The organism is Nocardioides sp. CPCC 206347, assembly GCF_048654605.1.
Lineage (GTDB): Bacteria > Actinomycetota > Actinomycetes > Propionibacteriales > Nocardioidaceae > Nocardioides.
Genome location: NZ_JBMCYZ010000002.1, coordinates 838,830 through 855,709 on the forward strand (window position 1 = coordinate 838,830; position 16,880 = coordinate 855,709).

Annotated in this window: 15 protein-coding genes; 13 read left to right on the forward strand and 2 right to left on the reverse strand. The window is 70.7% G+C overall.

Going from position 1 to position 16,880, the window contains the following annotated elements; all coding sequences use genetic code 11:
* Positions 1 to 111: 111 nt before the first annotated feature.
* The 5 genes from smc to ftsY all read left to right on the forward strand — a co-directional run bounded on the left by smc (position 112) and on the right by ftsY (position 6,033).
* Positions 112 to 3,699: a chromosome segregation protein SMC gene (gene smc, locus ACOACQ_RS10445; RefSeq protein WP_420288240.1), complete on the forward strand. Its 3,588-nt coding sequence runs from the start codon at positions 112 to 114 to the stop codon at positions 3,697 to 3,699.
* Positions 3,696 to 4,115 carry a hypothetical protein gene (locus tag ACOACQ_RS10450; protein WP_420288241.1) on the forward strand — a complete coding sequence of 140 codons (420 nt, stop codon included), beginning with the start codon at positions 3,696 to 3,698 and terminating at the stop codon, positions 4,113 to 4,115. Before smc ends, ACOACQ_RS10450 begins: the two co-directional genes overlap by 4 nt.
* Complete coding sequence (locus tag ACOACQ_RS10455; protein ID WP_378596576.1) at positions 4,112 to 4,570, forward strand: acyl-CoA thioesterase; 459 nt, start codon at positions 4,112 to 4,114, stop codon at positions 4,568 to 4,570. Before ACOACQ_RS10450 ends, ACOACQ_RS10455 begins: the two co-directional genes overlap by 4 nt.
* A gap of 114 nt (positions 4,571 to 4,684) precedes the next feature.
* The gene (locus ACOACQ_RS10460; RefSeq protein ID WP_378596575.1) at positions 4,685 to 4,873 is read left to right on the forward strand and encodes a hypothetical protein; all 189 of its coding nucleotides are present in this window, start codon (positions 4,685 to 4,687) and stop codon (positions 4,871 to 4,873) included.
* 35 nt (positions 4,874 to 4,908) lie between these two features.
* A complete protein-coding gene (ftsY, locus tag ACOACQ_RS10465) occupies positions 4,909 to 6,033 on the forward strand; it encodes a signal recognition particle-docking protein FtsY (protein ID WP_420288242.1) in 1,125 nt (374 codons plus the stop codon).
* A 62-nt stretch (positions 6,034 to 6,095) separates the two neighbouring features.
* Here the strand turns inward: ftsY and ACOACQ_RS10470 are convergent, their stop codons facing one another.
* Entirely contained in the window at positions 6,096 to 7,913 is a 1,818-nt protein-coding gene (locus ACOACQ_RS10470; protein ID WP_378596448.1) for a S8 family serine peptidase, read from the reverse strand.
* Positions 7,914 to 8,119: 206 nt separating this feature from the next.
* Here ACOACQ_RS10470 and ACOACQ_RS10475 point away from each other — a divergent pair, with 206 nt between their 5' ends.
* From ACOACQ_RS10475 to ACOACQ_RS10495, 5 genes are all read left to right on the forward strand, one after another.
* Entirely contained in the window at positions 8,120 to 9,457 is a 1,338-nt protein-coding gene (locus ACOACQ_RS10475) for an ammonium transporter (RefSeq protein ID WP_420288243.1), read from the forward strand.
* Positions 9,454 to 9,792, forward strand: coding sequence for a P-II family nitrogen regulator (locus tag ACOACQ_RS10480; RefSeq protein WP_056714250.1), 339 nt, complete (start codon positions 9,454 to 9,456; stop codon positions 9,790 to 9,792). The genes ACOACQ_RS10475 and ACOACQ_RS10480 overlap by 4 nt, the downstream gene beginning before the upstream one ends.
* A 116-nt stretch (positions 9,793 to 9,908) precedes the next feature.
* A complete protein-coding gene (locus tag ACOACQ_RS10485) occupies positions 9,909 to 11,249 on the forward strand; it encodes an ammonium transporter (RefSeq protein ID WP_378596571.1) in 1,341 nt (446 codons plus the stop codon).
* Positions 11,246 to 11,584 (forward strand): P-II family nitrogen regulator, encoded by a 339-nt coding sequence (locus ACOACQ_RS10490; protein WP_056714252.1) that lies wholly within the window; start codon positions 11,246 to 11,248, stop codon positions 11,582 to 11,584. Before ACOACQ_RS10485 ends, ACOACQ_RS10490 begins: the two co-directional genes overlap by 4 nt.
* Positions 11,585 to 11,604: 20 nt before the next feature.
* Positions 11,605 to 13,833: a [protein-PII] uridylyltransferase gene (locus tag ACOACQ_RS10495; RefSeq protein ID WP_378596570.1), complete on the forward strand. Its 2,229-nt coding sequence runs from the start codon at positions 11,605 to 11,607 to the stop codon at positions 13,831 to 13,833.
* Here ACOACQ_RS10495 and ACOACQ_RS10500 read toward each other — a convergent pair.
* The gene (locus ACOACQ_RS10500; RefSeq protein ID WP_378596569.1) at positions 13,820 to 14,095 is read right to left on the reverse strand and encodes a hypothetical protein; all 276 of its coding nucleotides are present in this window, start codon (positions 14,093 to 14,095) and stop codon (positions 13,820 to 13,822) included. The two genes, ACOACQ_RS10495 and ACOACQ_RS10500, sit on opposite strands and share 14 nt — an antisense overlap.
* A gap of 88 nt (positions 14,096 to 14,183) precedes the next feature.
* Between ACOACQ_RS10500 and ffh the strand changes: the two genes are divergently transcribed.
* From ffh to ACOACQ_RS10515, 3 genes are read left to right on the forward strand one after another with little or no spacing between them, the layout of a single operon-like run.
* Positions 14,184 to 15,752, forward strand: a complete 1,569-nt coding sequence (ffh, locus tag ACOACQ_RS10505; protein ID WP_420288244.1) for a signal recognition particle protein — start codon at positions 14,184 to 14,186, stop codon at positions 15,750 to 15,752.
* 13 nt (positions 15,753 to 15,765) lie between these two features.
* Positions 15,766 to 16,500 (forward strand): hypothetical protein, encoded by a 735-nt coding sequence (locus ACOACQ_RS10510; RefSeq protein ID WP_420288245.1) that lies wholly within the window; start codon positions 15,766 to 15,768, stop codon positions 16,498 to 16,500.
* A complete protein-coding gene (locus ACOACQ_RS10515; protein WP_378596564.1) occupies positions 16,497 to 16,877 on the forward strand; it encodes a hypothetical protein in 381 nt (126 codons plus the stop codon). Before ACOACQ_RS10510 ends, ACOACQ_RS10515 begins: the two co-directional genes overlap by 4 nt.
* The last annotated feature ends 3 nt before the right edge of the window (positions 16,878 to 16,880 follow it).

Here is a 16,880-nt window from a genome sequence, read left to right on the forward strand (position 1 = left end):
GAGTCCGCCGAGCTTCCCCCGCGACGGTCCTTTCCTGCACGAGGTGACAGGATCGACCGCCTGTGTCCGGCACACCGACACGTGTGCATTGGATCAAGCTAGGGAGATTGCGTGTATCTGAAGAGCCTGACCCTCAAGGGGTTCAAGTCCTTCGCGTCCGCGACGACCCTGCAGCTGGAGCCGGGCATCACCTGCATCGTGGGCCCCAACGGCTCCGGCAAGTCGAACGTCGTCGACGCCCTCGCCTGGGTGATGGGTGAGGCCAGCGCCAAGAGCCTGCGCGGCGGGAAGATGGACGACGTCATCTTTGCCGGTACGACGGGACGTCCGCCGCTCGGTCGCGCCGAGGTGATGCTGACCATCGACAACTCCGACGGCGCGCTCCCGATCGACTACTCCGAAGTCACGATCAGCCGCACGATGTTCCGCACGGGCGGCTCGGAGTACGCCATCAACGGCACGTCGTGCCGGCTGCTCGACGTCCAGGAGCTGCTCAGCGACTCCGGGATCGGCCGCGAGATGCACGTCATCGTCGGCCAGGGCCAGCTGGACCAGATCCTGCACGCGACGCCGGAGGACCGGCGCGGGTTCATCGAGGAAGCGGCCGGTGTGCTCAAGCACCGCAAGCGCAAGGAGAAGGCGCTCCGCAAGCTCGACTCCACCGAGGGCAACCTGACCCGCCTCAACGACCTGCTGAGCGAGATCCGCCGCCAGCTCAAGCCGCTGGGCCGCCAGGCCGAGGTCGCCCGTCGGGCCGCCACGGTCCAGGCCGACGTCCGCGACGCCAAGGCACGCCTGCTGGCCGACGACCTCGTCACCGCCCGCACCGCCCTCGAGCAGGAGCTCGCCGACGAGAGCGTGCTGGTCACCCGGCGCGCCGAGGTCGAGGCCGCCGTGGCCGCCGCCCGCGAGCAGGAGGCCGTCCTTGAGGCCGCCCTGCGCGAGGACCTTCCGGCCCTCTCTGCGGCCCAGGAGACCCTCTCGTCGCTTAACGCGCTGCGCGAACGCTTCCGCGGCACGCTCAGTCTCGCGACCGAGCGGGTGCGCAACGCCGCCGGTGCCGCGGACGCCGACGGCGCCCCGGACGGACGGGACCCCGACGAGCTCGAGGCCGAGGCCGCGCGCCTGGCCGAGCAGGAGGCCGGGATCGTCGCCCAGGTCGCCGAGCAGCAGGCTGCGCTCGAAGCGGCGGTCCAGGGCCGTCGTACCGCTGAGGAAGCGGCAGCCAACGAGGAGCGCCGGGTCGCCGGCCTGCTCCGGGCCGCCGCCGACCGACGCGAGGGCCTGGCCCGGCTGCACGGCCAGGTCAACACGCTCCGCTCGCGCGCCAGTGCCGCCGAGGAGGAGATCGGCCGACTCTCGACCGCTCGTGCCGACGCGACGACCCGTGCCGACAAGGCCCAGCGTGACTTCACCGCGCTGGAGACCCGGGTGGCCGGTCTCGACGCCGGCGAGGAGGGCCTCGACTCCGAGCACGAAGCGGCCGTCGCCCAGCTCGACGACCTGGCCGAGCGACTCGACAAGCTGCGCGAGGAGGCCCAGCAGGCCGATCGCGACAAGGCCGGACTGACCGCGCGCAAGGAAGCCCTCGAGCTCGGCCTCGCCCGCAAGGACGGCGCCGGCGCACTGCTCGCGGCCAGCGACACCGTCTCCGGACTGCTCGGCTCCGTGGCCGCCCTGATCAATGTCCGCTCCGGCTACGAAGCTGCCGTGGCGACCGCGCTGGGTGCCGCCGCGGACGCCGTCGCGGTCACCGACGCCGACACGGCGCTCGCCGCGATCGACCACCTCAAGGCCGACGACCTCGGTCGGGCCGGGCTGTTGCTCGGCGGGGGAGAGGCCGAGGACCTCGGCCAGTGGCCCGGGTTGCCGGCGGGGGCGTCGTACGCCGCCTCGGTGGTGGACTGTCCCGGGCAGGTCCGCCCGGCGCTCAACCGCCTGTTGCGCAAGATCGCGGTCGTCGACGACCTCGCCGCGGCGCGCTCGCTGGTCGCCGACCTGCCCGACGTCGTCGCGGTGACCCGCGACGGTGACCTGCTCGGCGCCCACTTCGCGTCCGGCGGCTCCAACGCCAGCCAGAGCCTGATCGAGATCCAGGCGGCGGTCGACGAGGCCACCTCGTCGCTGGCCGACGCCGTCGCGGCCTCCGAGCGGCTGTCGTTCGACCTCGCCCGCATCGAGAACGAGAAGTCCGCTGCCCAGCAGCGGGTCGACGTCGCGCTGGCGAAGCTGCACGAGTCCGACGCCACCCTCGCCGCGGTGGCCGAGGAGCTCGGCCAGCACGGTTCGCTGGCCCGCGCCGCCCGGGCCGAGGCCGAGCGGATGGCCGAGGCGATCACGCAGGCCGAGACGTCCCGCGAGCAGGCCCTCGTCGGTCTCGCCGAGCTCGAGCAGCGGCTTGCCAGCGCCGAGGAGGACGGCGAGGAGGAGCCCGACACCACGGAGCAGGAACGGCTGGTCGAGGCCACCCGGGCCGCCCGCCAGTCCGAGATGGAGGCGCGGCTCTCGCTGCGGACCTCCGAGGAGCGCGGCCGCGCCCTGCACGGTCGGGTCGACCAGATGCGCAAGGCCGCCCAGGCCGAGCGGCAGGCGCGGGCACGCGCTGCCGAGCGTCGCGCCCGGCTGATCGCCGAGGGCCGCGCCGGCCAGGCCGTGTCGACGGCAGTGACGTTCGTGCTCGCGCGGCTCGAAGGCTCGGTCGAGCAGGCGTCCCAGCGCCGCCAGGCCATCGAGGACTCGCGCCGCGGCCGCGAGCAGGAGCTGATGACCGTCCGGCAGTCGTTGCGCGACCTCGGGCGTGAGCACGAGGAGCTGGTCAGCTCCGTGCACCGCGACGAGATGGCCCGCACCCAGCAGCGGATGCGGATCGAGCAGATCGAGGTCAAGGCACTCGAGGAGCTCGGCCTGGAGGCCGACGGGCTCGTCGCCGAGTACGGCCCCGACCTGCCCGTGCCGGTGCTCTACGTGGCCGACGACGAGGCGGCTGACGCCGACGCGCAGGAGGGCGAGGACGCCGAACCCCGCACCATGCCCTACGTGCGCGAGGAGCAGGTCAAGCGGCTGCGTTCGGCCGAGCGCGCGCTGAACATGCTCGGTCGGGTGAACCCGCTCGCCCTCGAGGAGTTCACCGCGATGGAGGAGCGCCACCAGTTCCTCTCCGAGCAGCTGGAGGACCTGCGGGCGACCCGCAAGGACCTCCTCGACATCGTCAAGGACGTCGACGTCCGCGTCGAGCAGGTCTTCACCGAGGCGTTCGCCGACGTCACCAAGGCCTTCGACCAGACCTTCGCCCGCCTGTTCCCCGGCGGTGAGGGCAGGCTGGTCCTGACCGACCCGTCGAACATGCTGACCACCGGCATCGAGGTCGAGGCCCGCCCGCCGGGCAAGAAGGTCAAGCGGCTCTCGCTGCTCTCCGGTGGCGAGCGCTCGCTCGTCGCGGTCGCCTTCCTGGTCGCGCTGTTCAAGGCCCGTCCGTCGCCGTTCTACATCCTCGACGAGGTCGAGGCCGCGCTCGACGACACCAACCTCGGCCGCCTGCTGGAGATCTACGAGGAGCTGCGCGAGAACTCCCAGCTCCTCGTGATCACCCACCAGAAGCGGACCATGGAGGTCGGCGACGCGCTCTACGGCGTGACCATGCGGGGCGACGGCGTCTCGGCCGTGATCAGCCAGCGCCTGCGCGAGGCCGAGAGCGCGTGACCCCACCGCTGACCCCACCGCTGACCCCACCGCTGGCACTGCCCCTGCGGATCCGGTTCTCGTTGGGGCTCGCGATCGGGTTCCTTGCCCTGGGCCTGTTGCTCCTCGTCTTCGGCCTGCTCAACGACCGGGTCCCCAACGCGGTCCTCGGCGCGTTGTTCCTCGTGCTCGGCGGACTGCAGATCACCGGCGTCGCGATCGTCGTCAGCGCGACCGAGGTCCAGGTGAAGAGCGCCCTGCGCACCACCGCGCGGCGCGTGCCCATCGAGGGACTCGCCGACCTCAGGATCGACGGCCTCAAGCTGCTCCGGGCCAGTGACGGGCTGCGAATCACCAGCATCAGCGGGGTCGCCGCGCGCTCGACCGACGTCCAGCTGCTGCGCGACGCCATCACCGAGACGAAAGGCCCCGCATGAGCGAGCCCGACCGCAGCCGGCCCGACCGGGCGTCGTACAAGGCCTGGCGGACAGCGACCACGCGCTGGTCCGACGACGACGTCTACGGCCACCTCAACAACGCGCGGTACTTCGACCTGATCGACACCGCGGTCAACGCTCATCTGGCCGACGCGACCGGCACCGACATCCGGCACCTGCCGGCGATCGGTGTGGTGGCCGAGGTGTCGTGCCGGTACTTCGCCGAGATGGGCTATCCGAGGCCCATCGAAATGGGCCTGGCGGTGGAGCGGCTCGGCAACTCCTCGGTGATCTACCGGGTGGGCCTGTTCCAGGGCGACCCCGACGGTGAGGGCGCACTGGCGTGCGCCGAGGGCCGCTTCGTCCATGTGTACGTCGACAACACCGATCCCGCGCGTCCACCCACGCCGATCCCGGACATCGTCCGCGAGGCCGTTGCACCGCTGCTGGTCTGACGGGCGGTGTGACGCTCGCCTCCCGGGGCGTCGTTCCCGCGGTGTCGATGCTGGATTCCTTGGCTGTTCCGTGCACGATGGGGTGGAAGCGATCCCTACTCGGAGGAGTCGAACGTGCTGTTCGTTGTTCTGGCGGTCCTGCTCAGTCTCGCCATCTCGGGTGTCGTGGTCCTCTACGTCGCGTATCCCCACCGCGGCGAGGCCGTTCCGTACGCGCCCTGGCTCGGTGACGCCCTCGGCAAGGCCGTGGACGCCGCCCCCGTCATCGCCGACGACGAGCGGGACCTGCTGCGCATGCAGTAACGGCTGCGTCAGCGCAGCCTGATTGGATGGGGCCCATGCCTGAGCTGCTCTACCTCATCATCGGGATCGCCGTCATCGGCGTGCTGGCCATCGTCGGCTTCGTCGGCACCCGTGTCCGCCGTCCCGGGCGACTGCCCGACAAGCCGGCGACCGACGTCATCGCGCCGCCGCGCGACGTCGAGGTGTCCACGGCGCCACCGGCCGTCGACGTCGAGGAGCCGGGTGCGCCCACCCTCGAGCGTCCCGAGAAGCCGTCCTCGCGCCTGGTTCGCCTGCGCCAGCGCCTGGCCGGGTCCAACGCCCTGGGCCGCGGCCTGCTCGGCCTGCTGAGCCGCGAGAAGCTCGACGAGGACACCTGGGAGGCCATCGAGGACCTCCTGATCGGCGCCGACATCGGCGTCGCGCCCACGCAGGAGCTGGTGGAGAAGCTGCGCACCCGGCTCCGCGTCGAGGGCGGCGAGGTGCCCGACGCCCGCGCGGTTCTGCGTGAAGAACTGATCAACCTGGTCGACCCGACCATGGACCGCGCCCTGCAGGTCACCGGCGTGGACGGCGCGCCCGGCGTCGTACTCGTCGTGGGCGTGAACGGCACGGGCAAGACCACCACCGTCGGCAAGATCGCCCGGATCCTCGTCGCCGACGACCGGACCGCGCTCCTCGCGGCCGCCGACACCTTCCGTGCGGCGGCCACCGAGCAGCTGGCCACCTGGGGTGACCGGGTGGGTGTCGAGGTCGTGCGCGGCCCGGAGGGCGGCGACCCCGCCAGCGTCGCGTTCGAGGCGGTCAAGCAGGGCATGGAGCGCGGTGTCGACACCGTCGTCGTGGACACCGCCGGCCGCCTGCAGAACAAGCAGGGCCTGATGGACGAGCTCGGCAAGGTCAAGCGCGTCATCGAGAAGCAGGCGCCGGTCACCGAGGTGTTGCTCGTGCTGGACGCGACCACCGGCCAGAACGGCCTGATCCAGGCCAAGGTGTTCTCCGAGGTCGTCGACGTCACCGGCATCGTGCTCACCAAGCTCGACGGCTCCGCCAAGGGCGGCATCGTGATCGCTGTCCAGCGCCAGCTCGGCGTCCCGGTCAAGCTGGTCGGCCTGGGCGAGGGCCCCGACGACCTGGCGCCGTTCGACGCCGCCGCGTTCGTCGACGCCCTGTTGAGCTAGGAACTGCGGGTGACCGCGCGGCTGGTCATGAGCCGCGCGGCCACCACTGCTTCGTGCGGGTGTCAGCTGAGCCCCACGTCGTCGACGTAGAAGCTCGTGGCCAGCGACGAGTCGCTGCTGAACTCGAAGCTGATCACGACCTGCTGGCCCGCGTAGGCCGACAGACTGATGGAGTCCGAGACCCATGCGGCCCGGGTGGCCGTGTTCGAGCGGGTCCGCACCGTCGCCAGCAGGGTGCCGGCAGTGTTGCGGACACGGACGTACATGTAGTCGAACGCGGTGGTCGTGCCCTCGCTCGAGTTCATCCACCACCAGTAGGTCAGCGTGCCGGTGCCGCTGACCACGACCGGCTGCGAGATCCGCTCGGTGCCGCTGTTGTAGCCGAGCGCCCAGACGGAGTAGCTGCCCGTGCGCGGCTTCGAGGTGCCGATGAGGGGGTACCCGGCGGCGGAGTACTGGGTCCATCCGGTGGTGCCGGACTCGAAGCCCCCGTTGATCAGGCCGCTCGGCGGCGGGGGAGGCGGCGGAGGAGGCGGCGTCGCGCCACCGCCGATGAATCCCGTGTAGAGCAGGTGGTTCGGAGACCCGGTGCCCGCGGCGGTGATCTTGTTGAACGTGCTGTTGTTGACCAGCGCGGCCCGGACCGCGGAGGGTGTCGCGCCGGGGTTCGCGTTCAGGAAGAGCGCCGCGGCGCCGGCCACGTGGGGCGAGGCCATCGAGGTCCCGCTGATCGTGTTGACGGCCGTGTCGCCGGTGCTCCAGCCCGCCGTGATGTTCTGGCCCGGCGCGAAGATGTCGAGACAGGTGCCGAAGTTGGAGAACGACGCCCGCGCGTCCGTGTTCGTCGTGGCACCGACCGTGATGGCCGCGGGAACCCGTGCGGGCGAGTAGTTGCACGCGTTGGCGTTGGAGTTGCCGGCGGCCACGACGAACGTGATGCCCGCGGTGATCGCGTTGTTGAGCGCGGTGTCGAGCGAGGAGCTCACACCGCCGCCGAGGCTCATGTTGGCCACGGCGGGCTTGATGGCGTTGGCCCGGACCCAGTCGATCCCGGCTATCACGCCGGCGTTGCTGCCGCTGCCGTTGCAGTCGAGGACCCGCACCGGGTGGACGATCGCCTTGTCGGCGACGCCGTACGTCGCTCCGGCGACCGTGCTCGCAACGTGCGTGCCGTGGCCGTTGCAGTCATTGGCCGTGCCGCCCGCCGTCACGGCGTCGTAGCCGTTGCCGACCCGGCCGGTGAACTCCCCGTGAGTACGCCGAATGCCCGTGTCGATGATGTACGCGTGGATCCCGGCGCCCTCGTTGAAGTCGTTGTAGGAGTTGCTCAGCGGGAGGTCGCGCTGGTCGATGCGGTCCTGGCCCCAGGACGGAGCCGGAGTGACGATGTCCTCGGGGCCGACGTAGTAGTCCTGCTCCACCGAGGCGACGTTGGGATGGTTGCGGACGTTGTCGATGCGGTCCGGGTCGATGACGGCGGCAAACCCCGAGATCGCGTGACCGTAGCTGAACTTCAGCTTCGCGTTGTTCTTCGCGACGATGTCCTTGGTCGTGTCGCTCGCCGAGGCGAGTCCGGGCCTGAACACCACGATGTACTGGTTCGGCACCGGTTCACCGGCGTTCGGGTTGCCCACCCGGGCGGACTCCGACTCGTAGTCGGGGAGGTCGCCGGGGTGCTCGGCGCCCGGGACGCGCTTGCCACGCGGTCCGTCCGCGGGTCCCGGGCGCGAGGGATCGTCGGGCTTCGGTGCCGCGGACGCGGGGTCGGCGCCGAAGCCGGCGATGACGATGGCGAAGAACAGCAGCCCGATGGCTGAGGCTTGCCTACGTGATGGTGGTGACGCGGCTGCGCGCCGCGCAGCCCGAACTGAGACGTGCATCGGGAAACCGCCTGCCTTGGGGGTGAGGTTCCCTCCCCGTTCCTCCCTTCGTGACGCTAGGACTGTGCCCCACCACGGTCAATGGCACGTCCCGGCTACGTGCCAGCACGGTCCCGCCATCGTTCGTCACCGGTCCGGAGAACTCGTTACACGGCCGTAACGCGACCCCACCCGTATGGAAACCCAAGGCCGCCAGTGTTCGGGACATGGAAAACGGCTACTACACCTGGATGCTGGTGTCGGCCTCGCTCGTCCTCTTGATGACAGCGCCCGGACTGGCGCTCTTCTACGGCGGCATGAGCCGGACCAAGTCGGTCCTCAACATGATGATGATGTCGTTCAGCGCCCTCGGCGTCGTCGGCATCGTCTACGCGTTGTGGGGCTGGTCGATGTCGTACAGCACCACGTACCTCACCGCCGACGGCGAAGCCGGCAAGGAGATCGCCAAGCTCTTCTCCAACCCGTTCAAGCAGTTCGGCCTCGAGACGACGGACCCGTCCAACTACGTCTTCGTCGCTTTCCAGCTGACCTTCGCGGTGATCACCGCGGCCCTGATCAGCGGTGCGATCGCCGACCGGATGAAGTTCTCCGCCTGGCTGGTCTTCCTCCCGATCTGGGTGACCCTGTCCTACTTCCCGCTCGCCCACATGGTGTGGGGCGGTGGCTTCCTCAGCGGCGTCGAGGGCGGCCTGGCCGACTGGCTCTTCTCCGGTGACGGTGGCGCCGAGGTGGCGCCGATCGACTACGCCGGCGGCACGGTCGTGCACATCAACGCCGGTGTCGCGGGCCTGGTGCTCGCCCTGCTGATCGGCAAGCGCATCGGCTTCGGCAAGGAGCCGATGAAGCCGCACAACCTGACGCTCACGATGATCGGTGCCGGCCTGCTGTGGTTCGGCTGGTTCGGCTTCAACGTCGGCTCGATCGTCAACCTCGACGCCTACACGACCGAGACCGCACTGGTCTGGCTCAACACGACCCTCGCCACCTGTGCGGCGATGATGGGCTGGCTGCTGGTCGAGAAGATCCGCGACGGCAAGTCCACCTCCCTCGGCGCCGCGTCGGGCGTGGTGGCCGGCCTGGTCGCGATCACCCCGGCCTGCGGCAACCTGGTGCCGTGGAGCTCGATGGTCCTCGGTCTGTTCGCCGGTGGCCTCTGCGCCCTGGCGGTCGGCCTCAAGTACAAGCTCGGGTACGACGACTCGCTCGACGTCGTGGGTGTCCACCTCGTCGGCGGCCTGGTCGGCACGGTCGGCGTCGGGTTCCTCGCCTCCAACGAGGGCGGACTCCTCACCGGCGGCGGTGCCAAGCAGCTCGTCGTGCAGGTCGCGGTCGCGCTCTTCGCGATCGTCTGGTCCGCGCTCGCCACCCTGGTCGTGGGTCTCGCGATCAAGTACACCCTGGGTCTCCGTCTCGAGGACGAGGACGAGGTCGAGGGCATCGACTTCGTCGAGCACGGAGAGTCTGCCTACGATCTCGGTACTGGCGGCGGCGCCCGTCGTGCCTCGGTCCTCACGTCGTCCACCGCATCGGAGGGAAGCGCATGAAGCTGGTCACCGCGGTCATCAAGCCGCACAAGTGGGAGGACGTCCGCGAGGCCCTCGAGGCCTTCGGCGTCACCGGGATGACGGTGAGCGAGGTCAGCGGCTACGGCCGCCAGAAGGGCCACACCGAGGTCTACCGCGGCGCCGAGTACGACATCGCCCTGGTCCCCAAGATCCGGATCGAGATCGTCGTCGACGACCCCGACACCGAGGACGTCGTCGGGATCATCACCAAGACGGCCCACACCGGCCGGATCGGTGACGGCAAGGTCTGGGTCAGCCCGGTCGAGACCGTCGTCCGCGTCCGGACGGGGGACAAGGACTCCGAAGCGCTCTGAGTCTCGACGAGCCCGACCAACAGTCGCTGGCGCGATCCAACGGGCATTCACCTTCGCGTAACACGTGAAGGGGGTCCTGTTACGCCCGTGAAACATTTCGACCTCAGAGTTGGCGGATGCCTGATCTGCTCCTGGTGGCCCTGACCGGTGCCGCCGACGTGTCCACTGCGGACGGCGACACCGCCTGGCTGCTCGCCGCCGCTGCCCTCGTCCTGCTGATGGCCCCCGGCCTGGCGTTCTTCTACGGCGGCATGGTCCGTTCCAAGAGCGTCCTGAACATGATGATGATGGTCTTCGGCGCCCTCGCCGTCGTCATGGTCGTCTGGGTGCTGATCGGCTATTCGATCGCCTTCGGTGACGACCTCGGGGGCGGGCTGGTCGGTGACCCGTTCCAGTACGCCGGCTTCAAGGGCATGCTCGAGGAGGTCCCCGGGGCGCCGTACCCGATCACGTTGTTCGCGGCCTTTCAGGGCCTGTTCGCGGTGATCACGGTCGGCCTGATCGCCGGTGCGATCGCCGACCGGACCCGGTTCGGCACCTGGCTGGTCTTCGCCGGCCTGTGGACTGTGCTGGTCTACGCGCCCGTCGCGCACTGGATCTTCGACTTCAGCGCCGGCGACCACGTGGGTGGCTGGATGGCCAACGAGCTCGGCGCACTCGACTTCGCCGGGGGTACCGCCGTCGAGATCAACTCCGGTGCTGCCGGCCTCGCCGCTGCGCTGGTCCTCGGCCGCCGGGTCGGCTTCGGCCGTGACCCGATGAAGCCGCACAACCTGACGCTCGTCATGGTCGGTTGCGGCCTGCTGTGGTTCGGCTGGTTCGGCTTCAACGCCGGGTCTGCGCTCGGCGCCAACAACACCGCCGCGATCGTGTTCGTCAACACGCTGCTCGCCGGTTGCACGGGTCTGCTGGCCTGGCTCGGCATCGAGCGGATCCGCGACGACCACGCGACGTCCTTCGGGGCAGCCTCGGGTGTCGTCGCCGGCCTCGTGGCCATCACGCCGTCCTGCGGTTCGGTCACGCCGATCGGTGCGATGGTGGTCGGCCTGGTCGCCGGTGCGGTCTGCGCGCTCGCGGTCGGCCTCAAGTTCACGTTCAAGTACGACGACTCGCTCGACGTCGTGGGTGTCCACCTCGTCGGCGGCCTGGTCGGCACGATCCTGATCGGCTTCCTCGCCTCGTCCTCGGTCACCAGCGTCGACGGCCTCTTCTACGGCGGCGGCGCGGACCAGCTCGGCAAGCAGCTGGTCGCGGCCGGCGCGACCCTCGCGTTCTCGTTCACGATGACCGCGATCCTGGTCTACGTGCTCGACAAGACCATCGGCTTCCGCATCGACCCCGAGCACGAAATGGCGGGCGTCGACCTGATCATCCACGGTGAAACCGCGTACGACCTGAACATCACCGGCGGTGCTCGCCCCCACTTCGGTCACGGGACTGGCACCCTGCAGTCATGAAGCTCATCAGCGCGGTCGTCAAGCCGCACAAGTGGGAAGACGTCCGACAGGCGCTCGAGGCCGTCGGCGTGAACGGGATGACCGTCAGTGAGGTCAGCGGCTACGGCCGCCAGAAGGGCCACACGGAGGTGTATCGCGGTGCGGAGTACGACATCGCGATGGTTCCGAAGGTCCGGATCGAGATCGTCGCCGATGACGCCGACGTGGAGCAGATCGTCGAGACGATCACCAAGGCTGCGCAGACCGGCAAGGTCGGCGACGGCAAGATCTGGGTGACGCCCGTCGAGTCCGTGGTGCGCGTGCGCACCGGGGACACCGGATCTGCCGCGGTCTGAGACGGAGCTGAACCAACCGGATGACCGCTGCCGACCGCGTAGTACGCACCGAGGCCGCCGACGCGCTGTGCGGCAAGGCGTACGACGACGCGGGCGGCCCGGACAGCGGTGTCGCGCTGGTCGCGGTCGGTGGGTTCGGGCGCGGGGACATGGCGCCCTACTCCGACCTGGACGTCGTGCTCGTCGCCGAGGACGACGTCCAGCAGGACTGGTTCGGCGAGTTCGCGGCGCAGGTCTGGTACCCGCTGTGGGACTCCGGCAGCAAGCTCGACCACTCCGTCCGCACCCTGTCGGAGACGATCACGGCGGCGCAGAACGACATCCGTGTCGCGTCCGGACTGCTCGACATCCGGCACATCGCGGGGGACTACAGCCTGGCGCTGCGGCTGCGGACCACGGTCCTCGCCCAGTGGCGCCGGCAGGCGCGTCAACGGCTGCCCGAGCTCCACGAGATGGTGCGCAACCGGCACCGCCTCATCGGCGAGCTCGCACACCTGTCGATGCCCGACCTCAAGGAGTCCGAGGGCGGGCTCCGCGACGCGACGGTCCTCAAGAGCCTGACCGCCACCTGGCTGGTCGACGTCTCCGCGGCCGACCTCGAGCGCTGCCGCGGCCAGCTCCTCGACGTCCGCGACGTGCTGCACACGGCCGCCGGACGCGGCACCGACCGGATCGCGCCCGAGCACTGGGGCCCGATCGCCGAAGGACTCGACCTGGCCGACGAGCGCGCCGCACAACGACACGTCCGCGAGCTCGGCCGCCGGGTCACCCACCTGTCGCGGCTCGCCTGGCGCCGGACGGACGACGCCCTTCGTCGTACCCCCGCGGCGAAGCCGCGGCGCCCCGAGCTCACCCGGTTGGCGCCGGGAGTGGCGCTGTCGCAGGGTGAGGTGGTCCTCGACAAGGGGGCGCGGCCCGCGACGGATCCCGTGCTGCTCCTGCGCGCCGCCGCCGAGGCAGCCACCCGTGACGTCGTCCTGGCGCCGCCGACGGCCGCGCGGCTGGTCCGCGAGTGCCCGCCGCTGCCGGTGCCGTGGCCCGACGAGGCCCGCCAGCAGATGGTCCGCCTGCTCGCGGCCGGCCACGGCCTGCTGCCGGTGTGGGAGACCCTCGACGAGACCGGTGCGCTCGCGATGATCCTTCCCGAGTGGGAACGGATCCGGTTGCTGCCCCACGCCTCGGTGATCCACCGCTTCACCGTCGACCGCCACGTGGTCGAGACCTGCGTCGAAGCGGCGTCCTTGATCCGAGGGGTCGGGCGCCCCGACGTCCTGGTGGTCGCGGCCCTGCTGCACGACATCGGGAAGGGCGACCTGACCGAGCACAGCGTCGCCGGCGCCCCGATCGCCCGCGAGATCGCGGCCCGGATGGGCTTCGACGACGACGAGGTCGACCTGATCAGCCAGCTGGTCCGCTGGCACCTGCTGCTCGCCGACATCGCGACCACCCGCGACCCCGACGACCCGGCCACCCTTGACGCGCTCACCGAACACATCCGGACCCCCGAGGCGCTCGCGCTCCTCACCGCGCTGACCGAGGCCGACGCGAAGGCGGCGTCGCCGAAGGCCTGGTCGTCGTGGCGGGCCGGACTGATCCTCGACCTGTCCCGTCGGGCCCGTGCCTCGCTGGAGCAGGGGAGCGTGCCGCCCGCCTTCCGGGTCGAGGAGATCGAGATCCCGGCCGCCGCCACCCGCGGCGAGCTCTCCATCTCGATCGAGGCCGTCGCCGACGGCTCCCGTGTCACCACCGTCGGTCCGGACCGCGTCGGCCTGCTGGCCAGTGTCGCCGCGACCTTCGCGTTGCGCCGCGTCCCCATTCGGGCCGCCCGGATCTGGTCGCAGGGGGAGTACGGCGTGTCGGTGTGGGACGTCGCCGACGAGTTCCTCAACGCCGGCGCACTGCGCGACCAGTACGACGCGATCTCGGAGGGCCGCGTCGACGTCGCCGCTCGACTGGCCCCGCGACCTCCGTCGCCGGGCGAGCTCGCGCCCACGGTCGTCGTACGACCGGAAGCGAGCGACCACGCCACCGTCATCGAGGTGCGCGCCGCCGATCGGCTCGGCGTCGTGTTCCAGGTGAGCTCGGCCCTGGCCGCCATGGAGGTGACGGTGCGCTCGGCGCACGTGTCGACCCTCGGCCCGCAGGCCGTCGACGTGTTCTACGTGCAGGAGGCGTCGGCCGGCGCACTGTCGGAGACCCGGTCCGCCGAAGCAGCCCACGCGGTGCGGGCCGCGATCACCGGCGCCTGATCCGCGCCGTCCCCTTCACGAGGTCGACCTCGACCGGACGGTCGTCGTCATCGGGGTTGGGAATGACGGCGCCCTGGTTGTTGTGCGACTTCAGGTCGCGGTCGGCGCGGGCCCGGGCCGGGTCGAAGACGTCGATGAAGCTGCCCAGGCCGTCGGCGACCCCGCCGCCGATTCCGCTGTCGGAACGCAGGATCCGGTGGCCCGCCGCGATCACCAGCACCAGGACCAGGAGCCCGGCGATGGTGAAGACGACGATGGTCATGCCAGCGAGTGTAGGAGCCTGATCTAGAGTGGTTTCCGGCCAGCGACGGCCGTTCCGGCTCATTTCCCGTCTCCGCGAGGACCCGCTCTTGTTCGCCACACTGTCCGACCGCCTCACCGCGACCTTCAAGAACCTCCGCGGCAAGGGCCGGCTCTCCGAGGCCGACATCGACGCCACCGCCCGGGAGATCCGGATCGCGCTGCTCGAGGCCGACGTCGCCCTGCCCGTGGTCAAGGACTTCGTGGCGGCGATCAAGGAGCGCGCCCGCGGTGAAGAAGTCAGCGGTGCGCTGAACCCGGCGCAGCAGGTCGTCAAGATCGTCAACGAGGAACTGGTCCAGATCCTCGGCGGCGAGACCCGCCGCCTGCGCTACGCCAAGACCGGACCGACCGTGATCATGCTCGCCGGTCTCCAGGGTGCCGGCAAGACCACGCTGGCCGCGAAGCTCGCGCTGTGGCTCAAGGAGCAGGGCAAGACCCCGCTCCTCGTGGCCTGCGACCTGCAGCGCCCCAATGCCGTCCAGCAGCTCCAGGTCAACGGCGAGAAGGTCGGCGTCCCGGTGTTCGCGCCCGAGGCCGGCAACGGCGTCGGTGACCCCGTGTCCGTCGCACGCGCCTCGATCGAGGAGGCCAAGCGCAAGCTGCACGACGTCGTGATCGTCGACACCGCAGGTCGCCTCGGTGTCGACAGCGAGATGATGGCGCAGGCCATCGGCATTCGCGATGCCGTCCAGCCCGACGAGACCCTGTTCGTCGTCGACGCGATGATCGGCCAGGACGCCCTGACCACCGCGCAGGCGTTCCTCGACGGGGTCGGGTACGACGGCGTCGTGCTCACCAAGCTCGACGGTGACGCCCGCGGTGGTGCCGCGCTGTCGATCCGCCACGTGACCGGCCGCCCGGTCATGTTCGCCTCGACCGGCGAGAAGCTCACCGACTTCGACGTCTTCCACCCCGACCGGATGGCCTCGCGCATCCTCGACATGGGTGACGTCCTCACCCTGATCGAGCAGGCGGAGAAGGCCTTCGACCAGGAGGAGGCGCTCAAGGCTGCGCAGAAGCTCAGCGACGGCGACTTCACCCTCGACGACTTCCTGTCGCAGATGCAGCAGCTGAAGAAGCTGGGCTCGATGACCAGCATCCTCAAGATGCTCCCCGGCATGGGCCAGATCCGCGAGCAGCTCGACAACTTCGACGAGCGCGAGATCGACCGGGTCGAGGCGATCATCCGGTCGATGACTCCGGCCGAGCGTGCCAACCCGAAGGTCATCGACGGCTCCCGCCGCGCCCGGATCGCGAAGGGTTCGGGCCGCACCGTCACCGACGTCAACGGTCTCGTCGACCGCTTCTTCGAGGCCCGCAAGATGATGATGCAGATGGCTCGCGGTGGCGGCATGCCCGGAATGCCGGGGATGCCCGGCATGGGCGCCGGCGCGGGCAGCAAGCGCGTCACGGCCAAGCAGAAGGCGAAGACCAAGGCCAAGGGCGGCCAGCGCAAGTCCGGCAACCCGGCCAAGGCCGCGCAGGAGGCTGCCGCCGCCAAGGCGAAGGCGGCCGAGGCCAAGCCGAACCCGTTCGGCATCGGTGAGGACATCGACTACGAAGCCGCGGCTGCCCAGCTGGAGCTCCCCAAGGACTTCTCGAAGTTCCTGAAGTAGCCGACGCCGCGACATGACGACCGTGGAGCGGGCGCTCCGACTGGCGGGCGAGAACCCCGGCGGTCCGGTGCCCTGTCCGGTGTGTGCCGCCGGGGTGAAGGGCGCGAACCTCGAGCGTCACCTCGCCAAGGTCCACGGCGGCACCGCCGGGGCGGACGAGTCCCGCTGGGGAGGGCCTGAGCGCATCGGCTCGCGCTGGCTGCTCGGCCTGGCGTTGGTCGTCGCCGCAGCCGCCGCCGGGTTCACCGTGTCGTCGGGGAAGCAGGACGACCGGGTCGTCCTCGGGGCGATCGGCGTGCTGGCCGTGGCCATGATCGTGTGGGCAGCCGTTGCCTGGGGCGTTCCCCTGTTCCCCGGACGACTGCGCGTCGACGGGCGGGGCGCCGTGCTCCGTCATTCCCTCGGCCTGGGCCGCCGCCGGCTCCGTCCGGTGGACCGGGTCGTCCTGGGCAGCGCCTGGGAGGGCCGCCCGTCAGCCGTCTCCGGGCACGACGCCAGCTACGAGAGCGTGGACGTGCGCGTCGGTACGTACCTCCAGCTGTGCGCCGGACGACGCCGGATCACGGTCCACTGCCGCAACGCCGGCGTGGTGCGGACGACCTGGGCCGGCTGGGAGCAGGGCCGCAAGCGCAAGCGCCTCGACATCACCCTCGACGCGGCCGAGTTCGTCGCGCTGCAGCTCGCGCTCTGGGAGCTCGGCGTCCTGGCTGCCCGCGCGGCCGGTGGGGGAGACGGGGATCGCCCGTGACCTCGACCCTCATCGTCGACGGCGCCAACGTCGTGGGTGCCCGGCCCGACGGTTGGTGGAAGGACCGCGCCGGCGCGGCCCTGCGGCTGCACGACGAGCTGCTCGTCGCGGACATCGAGTACGACGTCGTCGTACTCGTGCTCGAAGGGCAGGCCAAGGGCGGCGTGCGCGCCGGCCGCGACGCCCACGTGCGCACCGTCCATGCTCCGAAGGACGGCGACGCCACGATCGTCGAGGAGGCTCGCAAGGCCGTCGAGAAGGCCGCCGCGAAGGGCGGCCGGGTCGTGGTGGTGACAGCCGACCGCGCCCTCGACGCCCGCGTGCACGGCGCGGGCGCCACGACGCTCTCACCCACCTGGCTGCTCTCACGCCTCTGACAC